This is a genomic window from Streptomyces sp. NBC_00038 (assembly GCF_026343635.1).
Lineage (GTDB): Bacteria > Actinomycetota > Actinomycetes > Streptomycetales > Streptomycetaceae > Streptomyces.
In genome coordinates, this window is sequence record NZ_JAPELQ010000001.1 from 1115755 (window position 1) to 1135938 (window position 20184).

Below are 20184 nucleotides of genomic sequence, written 5' to 3' on the forward strand. Positions count from 1 at the left end.
GGATCTTCCTTCCTCTGTGCGGTCAGTTGTTCCCTCGTATGCCGAGCGCGCGGAGAACCTCCCGCTCGGGCGGTGTAGAAGCGGCGCGCAGGTGACGGGTCAGAACCTGGCTGGCACGTACGGTCAGCTCATCGAGCTGCGCGGAGGCGCGCACCGTCAGCCGTGCACCGAGCAGGGCACGAAGGACTTCCACGGCATCCGACTCGGCCAGGTCGGAGCTGACCTCCCCTTGAGAGCAGGCCTGATGAATGGCGCGGCTGACCTCGTTCCCGGCCAGCGCCCCATGGGCCTGCTGCACGGTGAACAGCTCAACCGGATAGACGACGTCAGGGGTGTATCCGAGACGTTCCTGGAGCTCGGCGAAGCCCGACCGGAGCCGCTGCACCGCAACCGCGGACAACGGCTGTGTGAACAGCACGAAGGTGTCCACATCGCTCGTCGGCCCCGCTTGGCCAGTCGCGACTGAGCCGTAGACGAATGCGGCAACTGCGTCGCAGGACTGATCGGTGAGGAACTGATCAATCGCGGATACGACGTCGCCGCTCACTCGCCGTCGTTCCATCCGGCAGGCCCGCTCAGTCGAGGAGCGTGCTGCTGATGTACGGCTTCTCCACGGATCTCCGCCAGCATCTGCTCGACCAACGGTTGTGCCTCGGCGACGAGCCGTTCCACCGCGACATCCAGATCAGCCCGGGTGAGGAGCGGGTTGCCCGGGCATGCGGCCATGATCGTGTAGCCGGTTCCAGCACCAGCACCCACTCGGTCAGCCAGGTCGGCGAGCGAGTGCTCGTCGAAGCACACCTCACCAGCCTGATACAGGCCTGTGTTCACCCGCGACGTGTACGCGCTCACAACCTTCGCCGCTCGCTGCCTACCAGCCGCATCCAGGCCGGTGAGCGCGCTACGAACGCCTGGCGGGCAGAACACGAACGCCAACCGGTAGAAGTCAACGTCGTTGAGGCGGACGAACAGCCCGGTCTCGTCGAGTCGTCTTTCCAGGTAGCGCACCAGGGCCTGCCGGGCCTCCACCATCGCGCCCAAGACACGAGTGCCGACGTGACGCAACAGCATCCAGGTCGGCAGGCTTTGGAAGCCCCGCGATCCGAGAAACGGGGTGATCAGCCCAAGGTCCCAGCAGTCGTCCGCCATGACAGTCGTCGTGTGACGACTGAACTGGGTGAGGACTTCACGCTCTCGGAACAGGACATACGACGAGGGGTATGGAGTGAAGAGGCCCTTGTGGGGGTCGAGCGAAACAGAATCGGCCTGCTCGATTCCACGGAGATGCTGCTGCCGCAGCCGATCGTTGAAGATCAGGCTTCCTCCGTGACAGGCGTCGACGTGGAACCACACACCATGCTTGCGGCAGACCTCGCCGAGCGCCTCAAGATCGTCTAGCCCTGTTGTCCGGCAGTTCCCGGCCACTCCGACCACCATGAACGGCGTACGGCCGGAAGGCGGATCCGAGAGAAGCCGGTCAACAGCCTCCGGGTCGGTCGTGTAGCCCTGCTTGGCGCCGGTGGAGAGAATCGCGTCCCAGCCCAGGCCCAGGTGGAACGCGGCGTCGCTGTGCGAGTAGTGAGCGATCGGCCCGGCCATGACGACCGCTGGCTGGGTGTCGAGCCCCCGCAGACCATGCTTGCGTGCGTCGGGGAAGGTGTGTCCCAGCGCAGCGAGCATCGCGATGTGGTTGGACAGATGCCCTCCGGTCGTCCAGAGACCGGAGACGTCTTTGACTCCGCGTAGTTCAGTGAGCGGAGCAGTCGGATACCCGACCAGCTCCCGCAGCCATTCGATGACCTGGGCCTCAACGAAGGTCGCCGACGGCGCACTGCGGTCGACGGCTATGAGGTTCTGGTTGAGGAGCGGACTGAGAAGGTTGCCGGCCAGGGCAGCCAAGGCGTTGCCCGAGTCGGGGAACGCCAAATACCTGGAGTGCCCCTGCCCGATGGAGTAGCGGGCAACGACATCGTTGACCTCGGCAAGGACGTGGTCGAAGCCGAGCCCTTCCCGCGGCAAGGGCTGGGCGATGGACTGCCTTAGTGCGGTCGGTTCTGCGTAGCGAAGGAAGGGCTGATCCGGCTCGGCGCCGTGCAGGAAGTCCAGGCCAACTCGAACAGTCTCGACCAGATCCTCCTCGTGCCCTTTCCGGGCGTCGCTACTGCCGACGAGGTAGGTGTCCAGGAGCGGCTGGGTCACGCCGCCGACATTGGTGCCGAGCTGAAAGAGAAGTTCGTCCATGAGACGAGCAGGGTCTGCCGCCAACTGCTCATACCAGGACCGTGTGTTCTGACGTGCCTCAGCAAGAGCGGTGACGCCAGCAGCATCCAGGGCGTCGATGAGGCCCTCCGTGCGCATTGCACTGCCATCGCCCGTGCCTGTGTAACTGGCCCGAATGGCACGGCAGATGTCGGCCTCCATCGCGGCCTCAAATGCCTCCAGGCATGCGACCAGCGTGTCTGGATCTTCTATCGGCGACAGATGGCTGAAGAGCCGGACCTCATGAGCAACTGGCAGAAAGTCGCCCCAAAAGTGCCCCAGCTCATGCCCGTACAGAACCCCACCGTCACGCCTCCGCTCAGGGCGTCGGTGCTGGCCCTCAAGACGGAGGGACTGGCCGAGGAGCTCTCGGCGTTGCCGCCACGTCACCGTATCGACCGCGAGCAGCGCCCGTTCAAACGAGTCCGCGGGCAGCGGATGATCGTCAGGGATGGTGGGCGCACCATCGCTGTCCACGGCGAACAGCTCGGCGGACTCCGCGGCGGTCAGGCTGTCGGCAAAAAAGATCCTGTGCCACAGCAGGCACTCAGCAGCGCGCGCCGGCGAGGCGCTGCTGTCGACGACCTCCTCGAAGTCGATGAGGACGATCTCCCCATCGCGCAGAAACATGTTCCGCGGAGCGAAGCCCTGCCAGATCAGGCCAGCCTCCAGCATCGCTGCGCGAAGCCGCCGCAGGGCGGTAAGGATCCGGCGTCGGCTGCGCGAATCGAGCCTCCTCGATCGCAGCACATCCTCCAACGTCTCACCGAGGTTCGGCGAGAAGACCCAAGGGTCCGCCGAAGCTTCCGTCCGGACCAGCGCGTACTCGCTCTGGACGGCGAGCCTCAGCTCACCCGCACCACTCCGCTCAGGGAGGATGCCGGCGATCAGAGCAGCGTTCCTCTGCCGCTCCTCTACGGATCCGGCCGACCAGACCAGAGCCACCAAGTCACACGAAGCTCGTTCATCGACTCGGAGGATGCGTGCCCTACGGGAGGGGTGGATCGGGACGGCGGTCTGAGCCAAGGGCTGCTGGGCCGCCATGAAGTCATCCAGGTGGGGCCATTCGGCGAGCAGGTCTCGCAGCAGTTTCACGATGTCCGCGTCCCCGTCGAAGAGCAGAGGCGCGCTGGCTCGGCTTGCCGATGGGAGCACGGTAATGCCAGCCAGTAACTCAGCGGCTCGATGAGGGTCGTCGGCTGCTGCCTCCCGTGCTGCTGCGACGCTTTCCGTCGAGGCGAGAGCTTCCATCTGCGCCAGGACGATCGAGTACCGGTCGCGGAAGCGATTCGAGAGATGCCTGCTCTCCACGAGGCGCGTACGCCACGCTTCCAGGCGCTCGGCGTACGCGGGTGAGGAGTTGATGCGTGTCGGCGCGGTCGTCATGCCGTCACCTCAACGAGCCTGTCGAGACCCGGTCGGAACCGTTGCTCCAGCTCGGCGAGGACTTGAGCCTTCAGCCGGGGATCTTGGGTGTGGTACATCGACCCCGGGGCGACCTTGCGGTCGCAGTGGAACACTTCAAGCGGCCAGCCTTCGGGGAAGGCGATGCGGCGTTCCGCAGTGGTGGCGACGTGGGAGACGAGATCCTCCCAGTTGTAGCTGAGGTCGTCGCGGTCGATGAACACGTCGAGGTCGAAGCCACCAAAGCGATCGGCAACAGGGATGAACCGTCGCAGGTCGTACGCGATGAAGTGCGTGGACAGCCGGTTGACGGAACGCACGCCAGGTTCCAGCTCGTCACCTGCGTCTTCGAGCTTCCAGGACCACTGGTGGTAGTCGCTCACCTTGCTCAACGCGGGAACCCGCGGGTGCTTCTCGAAGAGGCGCCGGCAGGCGGCCAAGGCGTCGAACGACGGGTCGGTGCGGTACATGACCACGTCGTCTTCGATGACGATCAGGTATGGGGAGCGCAGGTCGAACAGTCTGCGGTGCCCGTTGTTCGATCCGTCCCCAGAAGCGACGAACCGGTCTCGGCGGCGTACTCGCACCTCGTCGACCCCCCACTGGGCCAGCTGCGGGGCAAGCTGGGCGACGGTCTGCGGGGGAGTCCCGTCACAGTGCAGCACCACCTCGAAGGACTCCTGAGTCCCTACCGTCAGGGCTTCCAAGCAACGCGGCAGGGTCTGGCTGAGCAGGTCGAGATTGGTGTGGAAGAGGAACGCGATCCGGAAAGCGGGATCCCCGGCCGTCGACTCGTGGATCGGCGAAGTCTCACCGGGCTGTGGCACCTGCGTCACAAGTTCTCCTCTTTGAACGAAGGTTGCTTCCTGTCGCTGATCACTGGGACACCTCAAAGGGCTGCTTCGCTGTGCCGAAGAAGCCGGAGGGGTCGCGAGGGGCGCGGCCAGCTATGCGGATCCAGGTGTTGAACGCTGCGCACTGAATGCCGTAGCGCAGCCCTGCGGTGATCCGGGCTGTCCTGACAGGCGCTCCGAGGCGCTGAGACAGATGAAGCGCGAGGCGTTCACGCCTGTAGTGGGCGCCGGCAAGCCGGTAGTCCGAGCTGTAGTCAGCTGCGAAGTGGATCAGAGCGGGCTCGACTTCAATCCCCTGCTTGGCGAATGTGCACGCTCCGGTAAGCGCGTTGACTCGTAGTGGGCCATTGATGCCAATGGGTGTCGCGGACGCGAGAGCAGTGAGGTCTTGGGCGTGGATGTCTTGCTCTGCGAGTGCCATCGCCAGTAGGGGCTCGTCGGCGATGCCTCCACGGAAGGTATGCAGCCCCAATTGGCTGTACTGGTTGGCCAATTCGCGGGCGCGGGCGAACACGTGGCGAGTTACGTCGGTGGCGCGGAGGAGGATCAGGCCGCTGTTGCACTTCGGTAGCCAGCCTGTTCCTGCTGCGCGACACATTGAAGCGACGTCCCCGTACCAGAGTTCTTCTTGGTCGGCTGCGATGTCACGCCCAACTACTCCTACGTCGGAGCTGTCGAATAGGTCAAATACTGGCTCGATGGGGCGGACTGCAAGAGCATCGGCGTCCAAGTAGAGGGTGTGAGGGTACGGGGCATACATATCGAGACTGAGCTTGAGACGGCAGTCATCGGACTGCCCAGTCTCGATCTTGATCACTGAGTCGTATGCCTTTGCTGCCACGCATCGGACATCATCGGTGACCAAGGTGCGATGCATGCCGGGAGAGTGGCGCTGCAACGACAGGGCCAGTGAATATGCTTGGCGGTGGTATCTCCTGTGTCCATAGGCAAGTACCAAGACGCCGCGCTCTGGTACGTCGCCTCGCCCGTTGCCTGGACTCTCAACGATCGGCTTGCGCGGTACGGATGCCACAATTCTCCCCTTCTGCTGCTCATTTCACCGAGCTTGCTCAGTTCCGATAGATCTCGTCGTGCAGAACCGACAGGTCGAGGCCGAACACGCTCGTTGCGACAGCGGCGGCGGCAGAAGTCTGCAGCAATCCCTCCGCTCCCCAGCCGAGTCGATCGGGAACACAGTTGACCGGTGTCAGCAGCCTTCGGAATGAGTGACAGCCGCCAGGCGCGGGACTAAGGCGATGGAACGTAGTGATGCGCGCCGCCAAAAACAGCTCGGCGTAGGCCAGTTTGGCGTCTTCGTCTCGAACCTGCCGATATCCCAGGTAAATAGGTTTTGCGATGGTGACCCGATATTTACTTCGACACTCTCGGATCAACGTTGCGAGGCAGCCGTATCCGTCTGCTTCCGTTTCACTACCGGGCATATGATGCCCGGCGCTCTCACCGTGCTCCACTCCCAGCAAAACCCGGCCGGCGGCGTCAAAGCAGTAGCCGTAAACCTGTCGCACATCGGTGTCGTCCGGCATGCGACTCGGGAGCCATCGGTGCGTCAACGTGGTCACGTTGTGCCCCTCCTCATGGGCCGTCCAGCAAGTGTCGGAAATACGGACACGCAGCGAGGTGTGTTCCAGTGCGGCGAATAGCCACGCCCCCCGCTCGCCAAGGTGTTGCTCGCGGGGAGAAGATGCATTCAACATCCGACTCCGAACGCGAGCCGAACGAGCTTGCAAGGATGCCTAGTTCGCAGAAGCGGGACCATTGCCTGAGTGATATCACCGAGGTGATATGTACTCCCGAAGGCCAGTGATTGGATGACGGCATGAATGAGGCATCCGAAGGGCTCGACCTCACCAGCCGGGACATGATGCGAGCTAACCTCGAAGTTTCGTGACGGTCCGCCGACGGAGTCGGTGAACCGTTTTCGTGCCGTGGGCGGAGGCTGTGCAGGCCCAGGGCCCGAGTGTCGCCTCGGGGTGGCGCCGGGTTCCACTGCTCCGAGTGTTGAGCTGCTGTTGTAGGGACGGGAATCCGTTGGTCAGCCGGGGTTCGGCAGGAGTGCGAGCCGTTCGAGAGCTGTGGTGATGTGGCTGGTCCAGGGCCAGTGCCGGGCCAGGCGGAGGATCCGCCGACGGCCGGTGGTCACGAGTTGTCCGGCCGTGGTGAAAAGACGGAGCCGCAGTCGGCGGGGCTCCCAGAGCCTGGCCTTGCCGGTCAGGGCGAGCATCGGCATCCAGGCCAGCAGGTCCAGTGCGATCTGTACGATCTCCAGCCAGATCCGGTTCTGGGCGGTGCGGTGCAAAGGGAGATTCCGCAGGCCGGTGGCCCGGGCAGCCCGGATGCGGTCCTCGGCCCGGGCCCGCAGCCGGTGACGGAGCTCGAGTTCGGCGATCGGCCGGCCGGAGGTGTTGGTGGCGAAACAGGTCAGCCGCATGCCGTCCGCGTCCGTGAGCCGCAACTGAGCTCCAGGGTGCGGCCGTTCCTTCCGAACGATCAGCCGCATGCCCTTGGGCCAGCCGTCCAGGACATCGCCGGTGAGTTCGGCGACCCAGGCGCCGTCGCGGATCTCGCCGTCGGCCTCGACGGCGGGCGTCCAGGCCGACGCCGGAACCTTCAGCACGTGCTGGTGGATCGTGTCCGTGATCACCATGCCGACCGAGTAGGACAGCCACCGTCCTCGCTGGGCGAGCCAGGCGACGAAGTCGTGGGTGCCGCCCGCGGAGTCGGTGCGTATCAGAGTCTGACGTCCGCGCCGGTACTTCTTCGGCAGTTGAGCCAGGGCCAGTTGGGTGGCGGTGATGTGGTCGGTGGCCGTGTTCGAGCCCGCGTTCCCCGGCCTGAGCAGGGCCGCCACCGGCTCACCGGTGCCGCCCGGTCCGTGGTCGACGAACCCCATCAGCGGGTGGTGACCGTAGGTTCTCTTCCACGTCGGTGCGGCGTCCTCCTTGTCCGAGTGCGCGATCACCAGCACCCCGTCGAGATCGACGGTCACCGCCCTGCCCGCATCGGGCGCTTTCCCGTCGGCCAACTGCCAGGCCCGCTGGCGTGCTTCGGCCCGCGCGGCACGGATCGCCCGCAGAGCTTTCTCTCCGGAGGCTGCGAGGGTGTCGACCAGGCGGGAGACCGTCGGGTCGGAGGCGACCGGCCCGAACACGGCGGGCTCGGCCCGCAGCATGCCGACATCGGCCAGGCAGTCCCCGCCCAACGCGACCGCCAGTGCGACGTCCAGGAGGATCTTCCCCGGATCATGGACGGTCCGGGATTTGCGCCACGGTGCCAGCGCCGCGGATATCGCCTGGTCGAGGCCGGTTCTACGGACCGTCTCCACCAGCAGGACCGAGCCAGCCTGCGAGACCACCTGGCGGCCGTCTCCCTGGACACGGACACGCGGGTACGACGCGATAGGCTCTCTCACCCGGAAAGTGCTCTTTCCCTCGCAGCCAACAGGACCCTCAGCAAGTCCTATCGTTGCAGGTCAAGAGCACTTTCTGTGTTTCTGATCAGCCTGCGGACAGGCCACCTCATGAAAGCGCGAGGCTAATGAGCTCAACTGGGACGCGCGCACCTCCGTCCACATCGCCAGCAGGTACTACGGCCTTGAGGACGGCCAGACTCCCGACCCTTCCCGCTGGTTTGCCCCCTTCGAGTGGGAAGACCTCGGTGAACTGGAAGGGCGCGACGTTCTCCACCTTCAGTGCCATCTCGGTACCGAAACCATCGCCTTCGCCCAACGCGGCGCCCAGGCGGTAGGCCTTGACCTCTCTGGGCAAGCCGTCTCCTCAGCCAGAGAACTCGCGCAGCGCGCCAACATCCCAGTCGAGTACGTCCAGGCCAATGTGTATGACGCAGCCGAAGTCCTCGACGGGCGCCAGTTCGACGTGATCTACACAGGGAAGGGAGCCCTGTACTACCTCCCCGACCTGATTCCCTGGGCCAAGACGATCGCCAGACTCCTGCGCCCGGGAGGCCGGCTGTACATCGCCGAGTTCCACCCGCTCCTCAACGCCCTGCGCCCCCGGCCCCACACCGGTGACGGCCCCGACCTCGTGGGCCACGATCACCACGCCAACGGTCTTGCGATCGGCCACGACTACCTGGCCGGCGGCGCCATCCAACGGGAGTCCACCCACACGTACACCGATGGTCCGGCCCTCCAGGGCGCCACGGACTTCTTCGAGTGGATGCATGGGCTCGATGACGTGGTCAACGCCGTCGTTGCCGCCGGCCTGCAGATCGAGAGACTGCGGGAGACACCGCAGCTCCCCTGGCGCCGCTGGGAACGTATGACCCGTACCCGCGAAGGCTGGTGGCAGCTGCCCGACGACGAGCCGCGGGTCCCGCTGCTGTACGCCCTGCTCGCCCGACGGTAGAGACAACAGGGAGGGAGCAAGTCGAGCCGCCCATTCCTGAAGTGTCGGGTCCACGACGGACCGTCAAGGACGCCGCTACCGCGATGAGCTGCGCTCATCCTTGACCGTCCGCCCCAGTTCCAGCGGGTTACCGGGCGACCCGCGCAGTGCGTCGTCCGCCTGGTCATGGCGGAGCTGCTCCGCGCTCCCCATGAGGATGCCCGTGAATGTCAGCTTGGAGGACTACGGGGCGTTCGACACCCGAGGGAATCAGCCAGGCGACGAGGGAGCCAAAGTTGACTCGCCGAGCGCCGCGACCCGACTCTGACCCCGCCCGAGAGACAGCCCTTGGAGCTTGCCGCTCAGGTTCATAGCGAGCGACCGAGGTCGGCCAGGGCCACCTCAGGAAAACCGTCGCGCAGCAGCGGAAGAGTCCGTGCGAAGTCCGCGAGCAATCAGCCCCCTCCGACAGGCGACAGTTCGGGATCAGCAACCGGGATGCCGACGTACGGCCGGCCCGGCGCGTCATTTCAGGTGGGGTCCAGGGCCGTCCCGTCAGGCCGGACGCACCAGGCGTGAGGGAGATGAAAGTCGAGTCCAGCGTGGCTGAGCCCGAACCCCTCGGCGTACACCAGGCTCTCGCCCCGGTGGGACTGCCCGTACCGGGCAGCGTTGCTGTAGCAGAACCCAGGGAAACCGCATCCTCGCTTTGGGTGCCAAAGCAGGTTCCTCGCCCCTGCGGTGACTGCGCCGCTGATCCCCGCGCTCGCCGTCGACGGCACCTCTGCGATCCGGGCATCAGCGGATCCATTAGTCCTCTTCTGTGATCGTTGAAGCCGCCCATGCCCACCCAGGTGCGGTGACGCACCCCGGCGGGGGTGCCGTGCTGGGCACCGGATCCAGCTAGGGTCTCGCCCTATGCAAAGGCTGGTGCTCTTCGATCTCGACAACACTCTCTGTGATCGCCAGCGGGCGCTCGCAGAATGGGCGGCAGACTTCTGCCGGACCCACGGCCTGGACAGTGGAGCCGAAGAACACCTCGTTGGCGCACTCCAGGAGAGGGCCTATCCGGCCACCTTCGAGCGGCTGCGCCACGAGCTCGTTCTCGAAGCGCCGGCCACGCAACTCTGGGACGGTTACGTCACAGCTATCGCCGCCAGAGTGCCCCGCCGCCCGGACGTCATCGAGGGCCTGGCGAAGATGCGCGCCGCGCGGTGGCGACTGGGCATCCTCACCAACGGAGCCGCCGACATCCAGCGCGCCAAGATCGCTGCCGCAGGACTCACCAGGTCGGTCGACGCCGTCGTGATCTCAGAAGAAATCGGCGCACGCAAGCCAGAAGCGGACGCATTTCACGTCGCCGTCGCCCGCTGCGGCGGCACCCCTTGGGAAGAGAGCTGGATGGTCGGCGACAACCCCGAGAACGACATACGCGGGGGCCAGTCCGCGGGCCTAAAAACCATCTGGGTCAGCCAAGGCCGGCCCTGGCCTGATCACTTGAGTCCGCCCGACCATGTTGTACCCGATGCCCTCAGCGCCATCAATCTGCTGCTGAGCACCGCTCAAACGAGGACGGCACGGTGATGGCGACTGAGGTAACAGTCGGGCTTATGCACCCCGGCAGCATGGGGGCAGCCTTCGCTGCGCAACTTCGCTCAAGGGGCACGACGGTGCTGTGGTGCCCGACGGGACGAAGCGAGAGCTCCCGGCAGCGCGCCAGCCGGGCCAGCATGAAGCCGGTCGCCACCCTCGCTGACCTCGTCGATAGCGTTGATGTACTGCTGTCACTGTGTCCGCCCGCGGCCGCAGAAGATGTTGCTGCCCAGGCGGCCTCCCACGGTTTCTGCGGCACCTACGTTGAGGCGAATGCGATCACTCCGCAGCGCGTCCGGAACGTCGCGGAGTGCCTCCCCGACGCCGTTGTCGTCGATGGAGCCGTCGTCGGTTCCCCTCCCGTAGGCGGCAAATCCCCAACCCTCTACCTCGCAGGGCCGCGGGAAGAGGTCGGCCGGCTTGAGGACCTCTTCGCCGGCACCGATGTGCAGACCCACCAGCTCGGCGACGACATCGGGAAGGCGTCCGCGTTGAAGCTCGCCTACTCCAGTTACCAGAAGGCGTCCCGTGTCCTGGCAGCAGTGGCTTACGGGCTCGCGGACGAGAACGGTGTCTCGGACGAACTTCTACACATCGCCAGCAAGCGAACAGGCAGCTATCTGACAGAGACCGGGTACATCTCCAAGACGGCCTCCCGAGCCTGGCGGTGGGCTCCAGAACTTGAGGACGCCGCCGACCTACTCGACGAAACTGGCCTCCCCGGACAGCTGATGCGCGCAGCCGCCGAGGTACTCCACTCCTGGGACGAGGCTCGGGACACCACACTCACCATCAGTGAAGCCCTCGCGCTGCTGCATGACGACAGCGGCACAGCGGAGACCACCTTCGGACAGGAGCCAGCCCCGTAACAGGCCTTCTCCTCGTCATCCCGGAGTGCGAATGAGGCGATCAATCTGTAGAGCAGTGGCTGCAGGCGAGTTGGCCTCGGTATCGACCCGCAAGTCCCACGTCGCATGGCTGTTCTCGGTGAGATCCCGCTCGGTTGCATCCCAGGCAGCGAGCCGTGCATCCGAATCGCAGTCTCCCCGCTCCTTCGACCGCGCAGCGGTGACCTCCCGAGAACACCACAACAGGACCCGAGACCAGGCAGCTGGATAGCCGTTGGCGACAGCCTCGATGCCCGTCACCTGGCCCAGATGCAGGATCGGAATGCGGCCGTCTTCCATCGCCAGCGCCAGGCCAGGACGGTCGACGACGTAGACATTGCCGTACCGGGCATTGGAGTAGAGGACGTCGCCGCGCCCCTCGAGATCAGCCAACTCCTGGGGCGTGCCCATTCGATAGCCCTGTGTCTTCCCCGTGCCCACCTTCAAGCGAGTGAAGGCCGTATAGAGAGCGTTGAGATCGCTGAGGGCCGCAGTAACAGTGTCCTTGCCTGACGCCGGCGGGCCGTACAACAAGACGCCCTGGTTCATGAGAAGACCGTCCCGAAGACCTGACGCACCTGGTCGGTGAGGGAAATAGCCGAGCCAAGCCGGTTGTCCACCACCAAGTGCGGTACGGCGGGCCGAAGCTCAGGATCAATGGTCGCTGCGTACTCGTCCCAGTGCTGCAATTTCCAGCTGTCGCGGGCCGCGGATCGGAAGCTGATGTACTCGTGCATCGTCTCAAGGTCGCACTGGATCCAGACGACGGCGACGTTCACGCCCCGCGCCTCGCACCGGTTGACCAATCGCCGCATCCAGCGCACATCCGTGACCTCCGACACGAAGGGCGCGCTCAACACTGTGCTGATGGAACAGTCGACATTCGCGTACGCCGTCTCCAGGAGGCACTGGTACTCCAGTGACCGCACGTGGTCACGGTAGACCGCGGAGTGCCGGTCGTTCGGCTCACTGCCCAACTCCACCAAGAGCCGCTCCACCAAGGGCCGCGTGATCGGATCCTTGTCGAGCACGGGCCAGCCTGTGAGCCGGGAGATAAAGCGAGAAAACTCCGACTTCCCACTCCCCGCAAAACCACCCACCATCAGCAACGTCGGCCGGTTCGGGTCGCCACCCGTATGACGCCGCTTCCAAGCGTCGATGATCCGCTGCTGTACTTCCTGCCCATCGGAGTCGTCGGTTCCCGGCGCGATCTGCGCGAGGGCGCGTTCCACAGCCAACACGTGAGCGCCATTGTGAAGGTCACTTGAGGGAGTGAGCTTCAACAGCGTCGCCTCGTCCGGCAGCGCGTTCCGAAAACCAAGCTCAGGCTCCGTCGCCCTGTAGAGCAAGCAGTACGCGCGACGGTAGTGAGGACCGGGGTAGACCTCGCCTTGCTCGTGCTGCCAAAGAGTCTGGAAGTTCGCTGCCGGCTCCGTGATGCCAGCACTGCGCGCGACGTCCCGCAGACGCTCCCCAGCCCCCTCAAGGGTCAGCCCATGTGCCTCCCGCATGGCGCGGAGTCTGTCCGGACGCCACCCAACGCGGCGCTTCGCCATGTCCGATACCGCCTGCCCGTCCTTCGTCATGATCCGGACCCTAAGTCTCCCCCTCATGAACCCATGTGTAAGCGGATGTTGAAAAGTCTCCTCGGGCACGATGAACAGCTTCGGTAGCGGTCCGTGATAGCTCAGCTACCCGATCGCCGATGTCATGGTCCTGTACACGCCATACCTCACCGGTCCCAGCGACCGGCAGCCCAAGAGCGCCCACTCAACGGAGGAGATGTGTCCGCATTGGCCGTACCTACCTTCGACGCACCTCGCCCTCGACAAGTGCGCCGGTGTAAAGGGTGTGGATGCCACCTCAGCCGCTACAACGATGAGACGTCCTGCTCCGCGTGCATCCGCCGGACACAAGAGCCGTCGACGCTGCAACACGTCTGGGCCGACACTGAGGTTCAACACGCACTCGCCATACGGGATTTTGGGACCTTCTGTGTGTTGGTCCGCCGCCTCGGAGGACTACGACAAGAAGACCTGGCCACATTGACCGGGCTCGGTCAGCCGTTCCTGTCGATGCTGGAATCAGGCGTACGACGGCTCGCCAACATCGACAAGATCATCATGATGCTCGATGGCCTTGACGTGCCGATCGAGCTCACTGGCCCCATGCTGCGGACCTCAGCGCACCCGACCCCACCGCATAGCGAACCCTCGGGGCCATTGGGACATCCGCCGTTGTAGAAAGGAACCCGCAGATAACCCATTTCCGTTGCGGCTCAGGGAGGGTTACCGCAGCGCTTGCGAGAGCGGCGTGGATGTCTGGCACCTTGCGACCTTTACGAGACGAAGCAGCGTCGATAATGTCGCGGTCGGCCTGATGAAGAGCTGCCCTGTCCTTCGGCCTCCCCCCGTAGCCGAAGGGCAGGGCTTCATCACGACATCTGCCACGATGGTCCGCACGACCGCGCACGAGACGGGGAAGCCGGATGATGCTCGCGATCGACCCGCGCGCCTTCCCACCCGCGCCCCCATCCGATCCCAATGACCCCGGCATCATCTCGGCACACGACTGGGACGCTTTCTTTGCCGTCGACGAGATGGTCAACCACTGGGACCGGCCCGGCTGGACCAGCACCACCCGCGCCTACTACTGGATGCTGACCTTCCCCGACGCAATCCCTCTGATCGGCCAAGCGCGCCACTGCCAACGGGAACTCCGGCACCTCGGCTTCGACGAGATCGACGAAGACGGCTTTCACCTCACCCTCAGCCGCATCGGCCTCGCCAAGGAGATCAGCTCACAGCAGTTGGAGCGCCTGGTCGCTAACGCGTTCAAGCGCGACATCGAGCGGTTCACCCTTCAGGCGATTCCCCTCACTGCCTCCCGCGGGGCGATCCGCTACAGCATCGCCCCGTGGCACCCCGTGCTGCGCCTCCACGCCGCGCTCGCAGCCGCCGGCATCGAGTCAAGGCTGCCCATGGACAAGCCGACCACCAGCCTGCGGCCACACGTGGGCCTCGCCTACTGCAACCAGACGATGCCCGCACGCGAAGTACGCACCGCCATACTGCCCTTCCGCAGCCTCGACGCGGTGGAACTGAATGTCCACCAAGCGCAAATCGTGGAGCTCCGCCGCGAACACAGGGCGTACCGCTGGCAGGTTGTCCACACACTCCCATTACGGTGAACCGAACCTCCTCCGATCGCGGCACGGCGATGGCGGCCCGCTGCCTACCCGGCCCTACGGAGTAAGGCGGTTCGGACCACGGAACAGGAACGTGGCCTCCCGGATCGAGTCGAAGCCGAGCAGCACCATCAGCACCCGGCCCAGCCCCATGCCCAGACCGCCGTGGGGCGGGCACCCGTAGCGGAAGCAGTTGAGGTAGTCCTGCATCGGCTCGGGTCGCAGGCCCTTCTCCTCGGCCTGCTTCACGAGCACGTCGTAGCGGTGCTCCCGCTGCGCACCGGTCGTGACCTCCAACCCCTTCCACAGCAGGTCGAAGCTGAGCGTCACGCCCGGGCTATCGGGCGGGCGCATGTGGTAGAAGGGCCGGATGCTCGTCGGATAGTGGGTGACGAACACCCACTCGTGCCCAGTCTGCTCCCTGATGTGCGCGGCGATACGGCGCTCGCCCTCCGGGTCCAGGTCCTCCTTCACACCCTGCGGATCCCAGCCCTGCGCCCGCAGGATCTGCTGGGCCTCGGCCATCGTGATCCGCGGGAACGGCACCGTCGGCGCCGTGACCTCTACGCCAAGCAACTCCAGGATCGCCTCACCGTGCGCGTCCACGACCCTGGCGATGGCGTGCGCGAGCATCCGCTCCTCGAACGCCATCACGTCCTCGACCCCGTCGATCCATGCAAGCTCCACATCCACGCCGGTGAACTCGGTGGCGTGCCGGGAGGTGAACGACGGCTCCGCTCGGAAAACCGGCCCGATCTCGAAGACCTTGTCGATCCCGGCCGCGATCGCCATCTGCTTGAAGAACTGCGGCGACTGCGCCAGGTATGCGGAGCGGCCGAAGTAGCCGAGTTCGAACACCTCGGCCCCGGATTCCGAGGCGGTGCCCATCAGCTTCGGTGTGTGCATCTCCGTGCAGCCCTGCCCGTAGGCGTACTCGCGCATCCCCTGCTCGAGCGTGGTCTGCACGGCGAACAGCAACTGAGCGGCCGGGCGCCGCCGTACGTCCAGGAACCGCCAGTCGAGGCGGTGCTCCAGGCCGGTGTGCTCGTCGATCGGCAAAGGCGTCTCGGCCCTGCTCAGGGCCTCGACCGTCTCCGGGATGATCTCCAGACCGTGGAGCTTCACGATCGGGTTGTCGGCCACCCGGCCGGTGACCCGCACCGCGGACTCCGGGGTGAGCCCCTGGAGTGCGGCCTCTACAGCGTCGCTGTCGCCGCCGCGCTGGTGGGTGACCTGCACCATGCCGGTGTGGTCGCGCACGACAACGAACTGCACCTTGCTCAGCAGGCGGAGTGTGTTCACCCAGCCCGATACGGACACGGTCCGACCCACATGCTCACGCAGGTCAGACACCAGTACACGGCCAGTCGCGTGGATCATCGCAGCCCTCCCAGGGCCTCGTCATGATCCCTTGGGGGGCGCGGGCGAGAAGGGGCAGCTCGCGGTGCCACCGCGCCTTCACCGCCACTCGACAGCGGCGGCCTCGTTCGAACCCGGTAACGGGGGTCAGCCGACGGGGCATTGGGCCATGAGGCCGTTTCTCCCCGCACTCGGGAGGGTCTTCACCTCGGGGTGCGAGGCCGCCTTCCCAGCTACCGGCAGCTCTCTCGGCTCGCGTGATCCCGGGCTACTCGTCTCCGTCGATGCGTTGCCACGGAGGATATCGAGGCGCGCCGCGAGATGACAGCGAGATATGGGCCTGGTGCTCAGCGTGTGGGCGTGCGTCGACTGATCTGCAACTCGCCGGCTCACGTGATCTCGGTAGCTGCTCGTCTTCTGTCCCGTTCCGTCGGAGGCCGAGGTCTCGGGGCACAACTACAACAGAGAATCGTCATCGCGCACACTCGCGGGCCGTGAGCGCCGAGTATGACCGTGCGGACTACCCGGGGGGCTTGAGCTACGGGTGATCAATCGACCGGAAGCGGCAGGTCGGAGGCCAGCAGGCGCTCGTGCAGCTCGCCGAGAGCGGTGCGATTGCTGTCGAACTGGAGCACGTCGTGGGCTGCCTGGTAGTCCAGCCATTGGGCCTCCGTGTGCTCGTGGGAGACTTTGATCTCTGCTTCCGTCAGATCGATGGCGAACGAGTACTCGGGTACGACGTAGGTTCCGGCAGGCCAGCTGCTGTGAGCGACGAAGAACCGTGCCGGAATACTGGCTGTGGACTGCAGCGGGTAGAGCGGTACAGATCGGCAGAGGCCGAGTTCTGCATGGGCCTCGCGTGCCGCTGCTTGTGCCGGACTCTCGTCGTCCTCGCCTCCTCCGGCCACAACCTGCCAGACGTCCATATCCGTGCGTCGCAGCACGGCGAATTCGCTCTGCTCACCGACTCGGCGGAAAGGTACGACGAGGACCTGGAACGGTGCGCGGGGCATGCAGATGCTCCTTAACTCAGAGACCGGCCCTGTGCGAGATCACCGCTCGAACGCTGGACCCTGGTTTGGGCCTGCGCGGCATCGAGGCCCCAGATCGGATGTAGCTGGGCGGCCTCGCGGAGGGCTTCGGTGATCACCCTCTGGCGCCTCGTGGACTCGTGGGTGTAGCCGGACAAAGTGTCCGGCCCGTTCTAGGCCCGACAGTGGATGTTGAGCACGGCATCGCAGCCCGAATCGCTCCCTGATCTCGCGGCCTGCTCGGCCGCTACCGTGGATGACGGACCAAAGTGGGGGAGGCAGCGCGCATGCGTGGTCTTGGTGATCACCTCAGCATCGGAGAGCGGATCGCGTTCTACCGCGAGCGCCGAGGCTATACGCAGCCTGTGCTCGCCGGTCTCGTCGGGCACAGCACCGACTGGCTGTCGAAGATCGAGCGAGGCGTGCGGAAGCCGCCCAGGATCGACAAGCTCGCTGAGCTCGCTCGTGTACTGCGTGTCCCGCTCGGCGACTTGACGGGTCAGCCCGTCCTCCTGGAGGACGAGGAAAAGCACATGGACGACGTGCCGGCCGTCCGCGATGCGCTGATGAGCCCTCGGCGGCTCTCCAAGCTGCTGTTCGGTCCCGCAGCGGAGCGGCAGTTGCCGCGGCCGGACCAGGCGCAGGTCTTCGTCGAACGAGGCTGGGGCGACTACCAGGCCGGCGTTCTTGGCGACGTCATCGCCGCCCTGCCCGGTCTGCTGAGGACCGCCCAGGAACTGGAAGACCTTCCGCCTGGCGATCAGCGGAGACGCGGCCTCGCCGTCTCGGCTCGTACGCATCACCTAGCGGCGACCACCCTCGCCAAGGTCGGCGAGTCCGACCTGTCGTGGCTCGCGGCCGAGCGCGCCATGCGCGCCGCCGACGAATCCGAGGACCCGCTGTCGCTCGTCTCCGCCGCACGCTCCGGTACGCACGCACTGCTGGCCAACGGGCGCTACGAGGACGCCCTCGAACTCGGCGATACCGCGGCGGCCTGGCTCGCCAGTCAGGTGCGCGACGACGACCCGGCCGCCTTGAGCCTGCTTGGCATGATTCATCTGCGAGCTGCTGTGGCCGCCGCACGTCACCAGGATCGCCCTACCGCCAACTCCCTGCTGGAGAAGGCGCAGCGGCTCGCCGACCGGATCGGTTCCGACGAGAACCACTGGCATACGTGCTTCGGTCCGACGAACGTCAAGCTGCACCGCCTGTCGATCGAGCTTGACCTGGAGAACATCCCGTACGTCGTCGAGCATGGCCGCATCGACGTCTCCCACATGGCGGCGGAACGCGCCGTGTCCCATCGCATCGACTACGCCCGGGGCCTCTGCCTCAGGGGTCGCGTCGACGAGTCCTTCAGCGAGCTGCGGGAGGCCGAACGCACCTCGCCGCAGCTCGTGCGGAACAATCCACGCGTACGCGAGACCCTTCGCGACCTGAGGAAACAGTCCCCGGTCACCGGCGGCAGCCACTCGTCCGAGCTGCTGGCCATGGCCCAACGATGCAGGGCGGTGCAGTGAGTTCGATGCAGGGCAAGGTGCTGGGCGTCGTCGGATCGAGCGCCGGCGGGATCGAGGAACTGCGTACAGGGCTCGTGGTCCCGGCACTCGAACGGGGCTGGACGGTCGCGGTCACGCTCACACCAACCGCAGGTCAGTGGCTTCGCGCGAGCGGGGAGACCACGGAGCTCGAAGGGTTGACCGGCCTCCCTGTACGGGCCGAAGCACGCCTGCCGGGTGGCTCCCGGCCGCATCCGCCAGTCGACTGCTACGTCGTCGCCCCGGCGAGTGCCAACACCGTCGCCAAGCTCGCCCTGGGGATCTCGGACAACCAGGCGTTGACACAGGTCAACGAAGCCATCGGGACACTGGAGCTACCGGTGGTCGTCTGGCCCCGGGTGAATGCCGCGCATACTCGCCACCCTGCATGGGATGGGCACATCAAAGCCCTTCAGGATTCAGGGGTGCGGTTGATCTACGGAGACGAGGTGTGGCCGCTCGCCGAGCCGCGGGCTGGGATGCCGGGGCGCCGGTACCCGTGGGGGGCCGTACTGCACGAGGCCAGCAAGACCGTTTCCTGACATTCCATCAATAAGGTGGCAAGCGCGAGGAATTGGACCCGGACAGTCTGTCCGGGCCCTTGACCTTGACTGGCTCCAGTCTGAGGGCATCACCGACTACCGGAGGGAACGGATGCCCGATCAGGCATTAACCGCGGCGCTCCCCGGCACGAGGACCTGGGGCGACAGATCCAAGAGCTGCTCGAACACACGCACGGATGGGGCGGGTGGCAGTGACTACTCGTCTCGACGTACGTCAGATGCCGCCCTATCGCCGGCGGGCACGGAGCACATCGTCGTGAGCGCCATGAGAAGCACTCCCGCACCAGTCGGCGGTACCCGGCTCTGTAGCCTCTGCCGATGCCGTCTCAGCCGGTACAACAGGGAAGACGTCTGTTCCGGTTGCAGCCGCGACAACTGGCAGACGGCGCGCAGCGTCCCCACGGACATCTGGCAGATACCTGATGTCCGGCAAGCCTTGGTCGACCGAGAATTCGGGCGCATGTGCCAGCTGATCAGGCAGCGCGGTGGGATCCGCCAAGACGACATAGCCGCAATCACTGGCTTGAGCCAAGCCTTCCTGTCGATGCTCGAGTCCGGAGCCCGCAAGCTGACCAACATCGACAAGATCATTCAGCTGCTGGACGGCCTGCAAGCTCCGCCAGAACTCACCGGACCGATGCTGCGGCCTAGCATCCATCACCAGCCTCGTGGCTCTGCGTCGACGGCTCTCTCGCGGCGCTGACCTCTCTGCCGCCTACGAAGACAGCACCACCGCCCGGAGCCTCGCAGCCAACACAACGTCGTAGCACTCACCGGGCATCTGTCCGGTTCCGAAGATTCACTTACCCAAACCGCGCCCTGCCCGTGGCAGCCGCCATGTTCAAGCGCGTCATGGGGACAGAAGCGCGGCTCGTACGGGTCTAGCTCACCGCGTCCGACATCACAGCCCACGAGCGGTTGGCTGGCCGGGAACTCGGCTCGGAACTCGAGAAGGAGCGTGAACGCAGCGCCTACAAGGCGCGGCTCCTTGACGAGCAGGCGCTGGCCGACACCGTGCGGGTGATGGCCGATGGCCGATCCGTCATACACATCGCAAGCGAGGTGCCAGCTGTCACCGGGCGGACCCTGCCAGATGCTCGTGAGAAATCCGTCGCGCAGACCGATGTACTTGCCTCACCCTGACG

General features: G+C 65.6%; 17 protein-coding genes and 2 pseudogenes. 9 read left to right on the forward strand and 10 right to left on the reverse strand.

Annotation, left to right across the window (positions count from 1 at the left end):
- Window positions 1-22: 22 nt before the first annotated feature.
- The 6 genes from OG219_RS05180 to OG219_RS05205 all read right to left on the reverse strand — a co-directional run bounded on the left by OG219_RS05180 (window position 23) and on the right by OG219_RS05205 (window position 7947).
- Window positions 23-547: a nucleotidyltransferase family protein gene (locus OG219_RS05180; protein ID WP_266823311.1), complete on the reverse strand. Its 525-nt coding sequence runs from the start codon at window positions 545-547 to the stop codon at window positions 23-25.
- Window positions 544-3645: a pyridoxal-dependent decarboxylase gene (locus tag OG219_RS05185; protein WP_266823314.1), complete on the reverse strand. Its 3102-nt coding sequence runs from the start codon at window positions 3643-3645 to the stop codon at window positions 544-546. Before OG219_RS05185 ends, OG219_RS05180 begins: the two co-directional genes overlap by 4 nt.
- A complete protein-coding gene (locus OG219_RS05190; RefSeq protein ID WP_266823316.1) occupies window positions 3642-4499 on the reverse strand; it encodes a hypothetical protein in 858 nt (285 codons plus the stop codon). Before OG219_RS05190 ends, OG219_RS05185 begins: the two co-directional genes overlap by 4 nt.
- Window positions 4500-4539: 40 nt before the next feature.
- Window positions 4540-5394, reverse strand: coding sequence for a hypothetical protein (locus OG219_RS05195; RefSeq protein ID WP_266823318.1), 855 nt, complete (start codon window positions 5392-5394; stop codon window positions 4540-4542).
- Window positions 5395-5587: 193 nt separating this feature from the next.
- Window positions 5588-6097, reverse strand: coding sequence for a hypothetical protein (locus tag OG219_RS05200; RefSeq protein WP_266823320.1), 510 nt, complete (start codon window positions 6095-6097; stop codon window positions 5588-5590).
- A 473-nt stretch (window positions 6098-6570) separates the two neighbouring features.
- Window positions 6571-7947: an IS1380 family transposase gene (locus OG219_RS05205; RefSeq protein WP_266823119.1), complete on the reverse strand. Its 1377-nt coding sequence runs from the start codon at window positions 7945-7947 to the stop codon at window positions 6571-6573.
- A 121-nt stretch (window positions 7948-8068) separates the two neighbouring features.
- On the opposite strand from OG219_RS05205, the pseudogene OG219_RS05210 reads away from it, so the two are divergent.
- From OG219_RS05210 to OG219_RS05220, 3 genes and pseudogenes are all read left to right on the forward strand, one after another.
- Window positions 8069-8902, forward strand: a pseudogene (locus tag OG219_RS05210) (class I SAM-dependent methyltransferase); the annotation flags it as partial.
- 909 nt (window positions 8903-9811) lie between these two features.
- Window positions 9812-10465, forward strand: coding sequence for an HAD family hydrolase (locus OG219_RS05215; RefSeq protein ID WP_266823322.1), 654 nt, complete (start codon window positions 9812-9814; stop codon window positions 10463-10465).
- Window positions 10465-11343: a DUF1932 domain-containing protein gene (locus OG219_RS05220; RefSeq protein ID WP_266823324.1), complete on the forward strand. Its 879-nt coding sequence runs from the start codon at window positions 10465-10467 to the stop codon at window positions 11341-11343. Before OG219_RS05215 ends, OG219_RS05220 begins: the two co-directional genes overlap by 1 nt.
- Window positions 11344-11358: 15 nt before the next feature.
- Here the strand turns inward: OG219_RS05220 and OG219_RS05225 are convergent, their stop codons facing one another.
- Both OG219_RS05225 and OG219_RS05230 read right to left on the reverse strand, forming a co-directional pair.
- A complete protein-coding gene (locus OG219_RS05225) occupies window positions 11359-11910 on the reverse strand; it encodes a guanylate kinase (protein WP_266823326.1) in 552 nt (183 codons plus the stop codon).
- Window positions 11907-12947, reverse strand: a complete 1041-nt coding sequence (locus OG219_RS05230; RefSeq protein ID WP_266823328.1) for an AAA family ATPase — start codon at window positions 12945-12947, stop codon at window positions 11907-11909. The genes OG219_RS05225 and OG219_RS05230 overlap by 4 nt, the downstream gene beginning before the upstream one ends.
- 411 nt (window positions 12948-13358) lie before the next feature.
- Between OG219_RS05230 and OG219_RS05235 the strand changes: the two genes are divergently transcribed.
- Together OG219_RS05235 and OG219_RS05240 are read left to right on the forward strand one after the other, a co-directional pair.
- Complete coding sequence (locus tag OG219_RS05235; RefSeq protein ID WP_266823330.1) at window positions 13359-13604, forward strand: helix-turn-helix transcriptional regulator; 246 nt, start codon at window positions 13359-13361, stop codon at window positions 13602-13604.
- Between the two features lie 245 nt (window positions 13605-13849).
- Window positions 13850-14551, forward strand: coding sequence for a 2'-5' RNA ligase family protein (locus OG219_RS05240; protein ID WP_266823332.1), 702 nt, complete (start codon window positions 13850-13852; stop codon window positions 14549-14551).
- Window positions 14552-14605: 54 nt separating this feature from the next.
- On the opposite strand, the gene aspS is transcribed toward OG219_RS05240, so the two are convergent.
- Window positions 14606-15928 carry an aspartate--tRNA(Asn) ligase gene (gene aspS / locus OG219_RS05245; RefSeq protein ID WP_266823334.1) on the reverse strand — a complete coding sequence of 441 codons (1323 nt, stop codon included), beginning with the start codon at window positions 15926-15928 and terminating at the stop codon, window positions 14606-14608.
- Window positions 15929-16455: 527 nt separating this feature from the next.
- Entirely contained in the window at window positions 16456-16920 is a 465-nt protein-coding gene (locus OG219_RS05250; RefSeq protein WP_266823336.1) for an NUDIX pyrophosphatase, read from the reverse strand.
- A 305-nt stretch (window positions 16921-17225) separates the two neighbouring features.
- Here OG219_RS05250 and OG219_RS05255 point away from each other — a divergent pair, with 305 nt between their 5' ends.
- The 4 genes and pseudogenes from OG219_RS05255 to OG219_RS05270 all read left to right on the forward strand — a co-directional run.
- Window positions 17226-18458: a helix-turn-helix domain-containing protein gene (locus tag OG219_RS05255; protein WP_266823337.1), complete on the forward strand. Its 1233-nt coding sequence runs from the start codon at window positions 17226-17228 to the stop codon at window positions 18456-18458.
- A gap of 5 nt (window positions 18459-18463) precedes the next feature.
- Window positions 18464-19018 carry a flavoprotein gene (locus tag OG219_RS05260; protein WP_266836007.1) on the forward strand — a complete coding sequence of 185 codons (555 nt, stop codon included), beginning with the start codon at window positions 18464-18466 and terminating at the stop codon, window positions 19016-19018.
- 481 nt (window positions 19019-19499) lie between these two features.
- The gene (locus OG219_RS05265) at window positions 19500-19742 is read left to right on the forward strand and encodes a helix-turn-helix domain-containing protein (RefSeq protein WP_266823339.1); all 243 of its coding nucleotides are present in this window, start codon (window positions 19500-19502) and stop codon (window positions 19740-19742) included.
- Between the two features lie 134 nt (window positions 19743-19876).
- A pseudogene (locus OG219_RS05270) lies at window positions 19877-20182 on the forward strand (hypothetical protein); the annotation flags it as partial.
- Window positions 20183-20184: the final 2 nt, after the last annotated feature.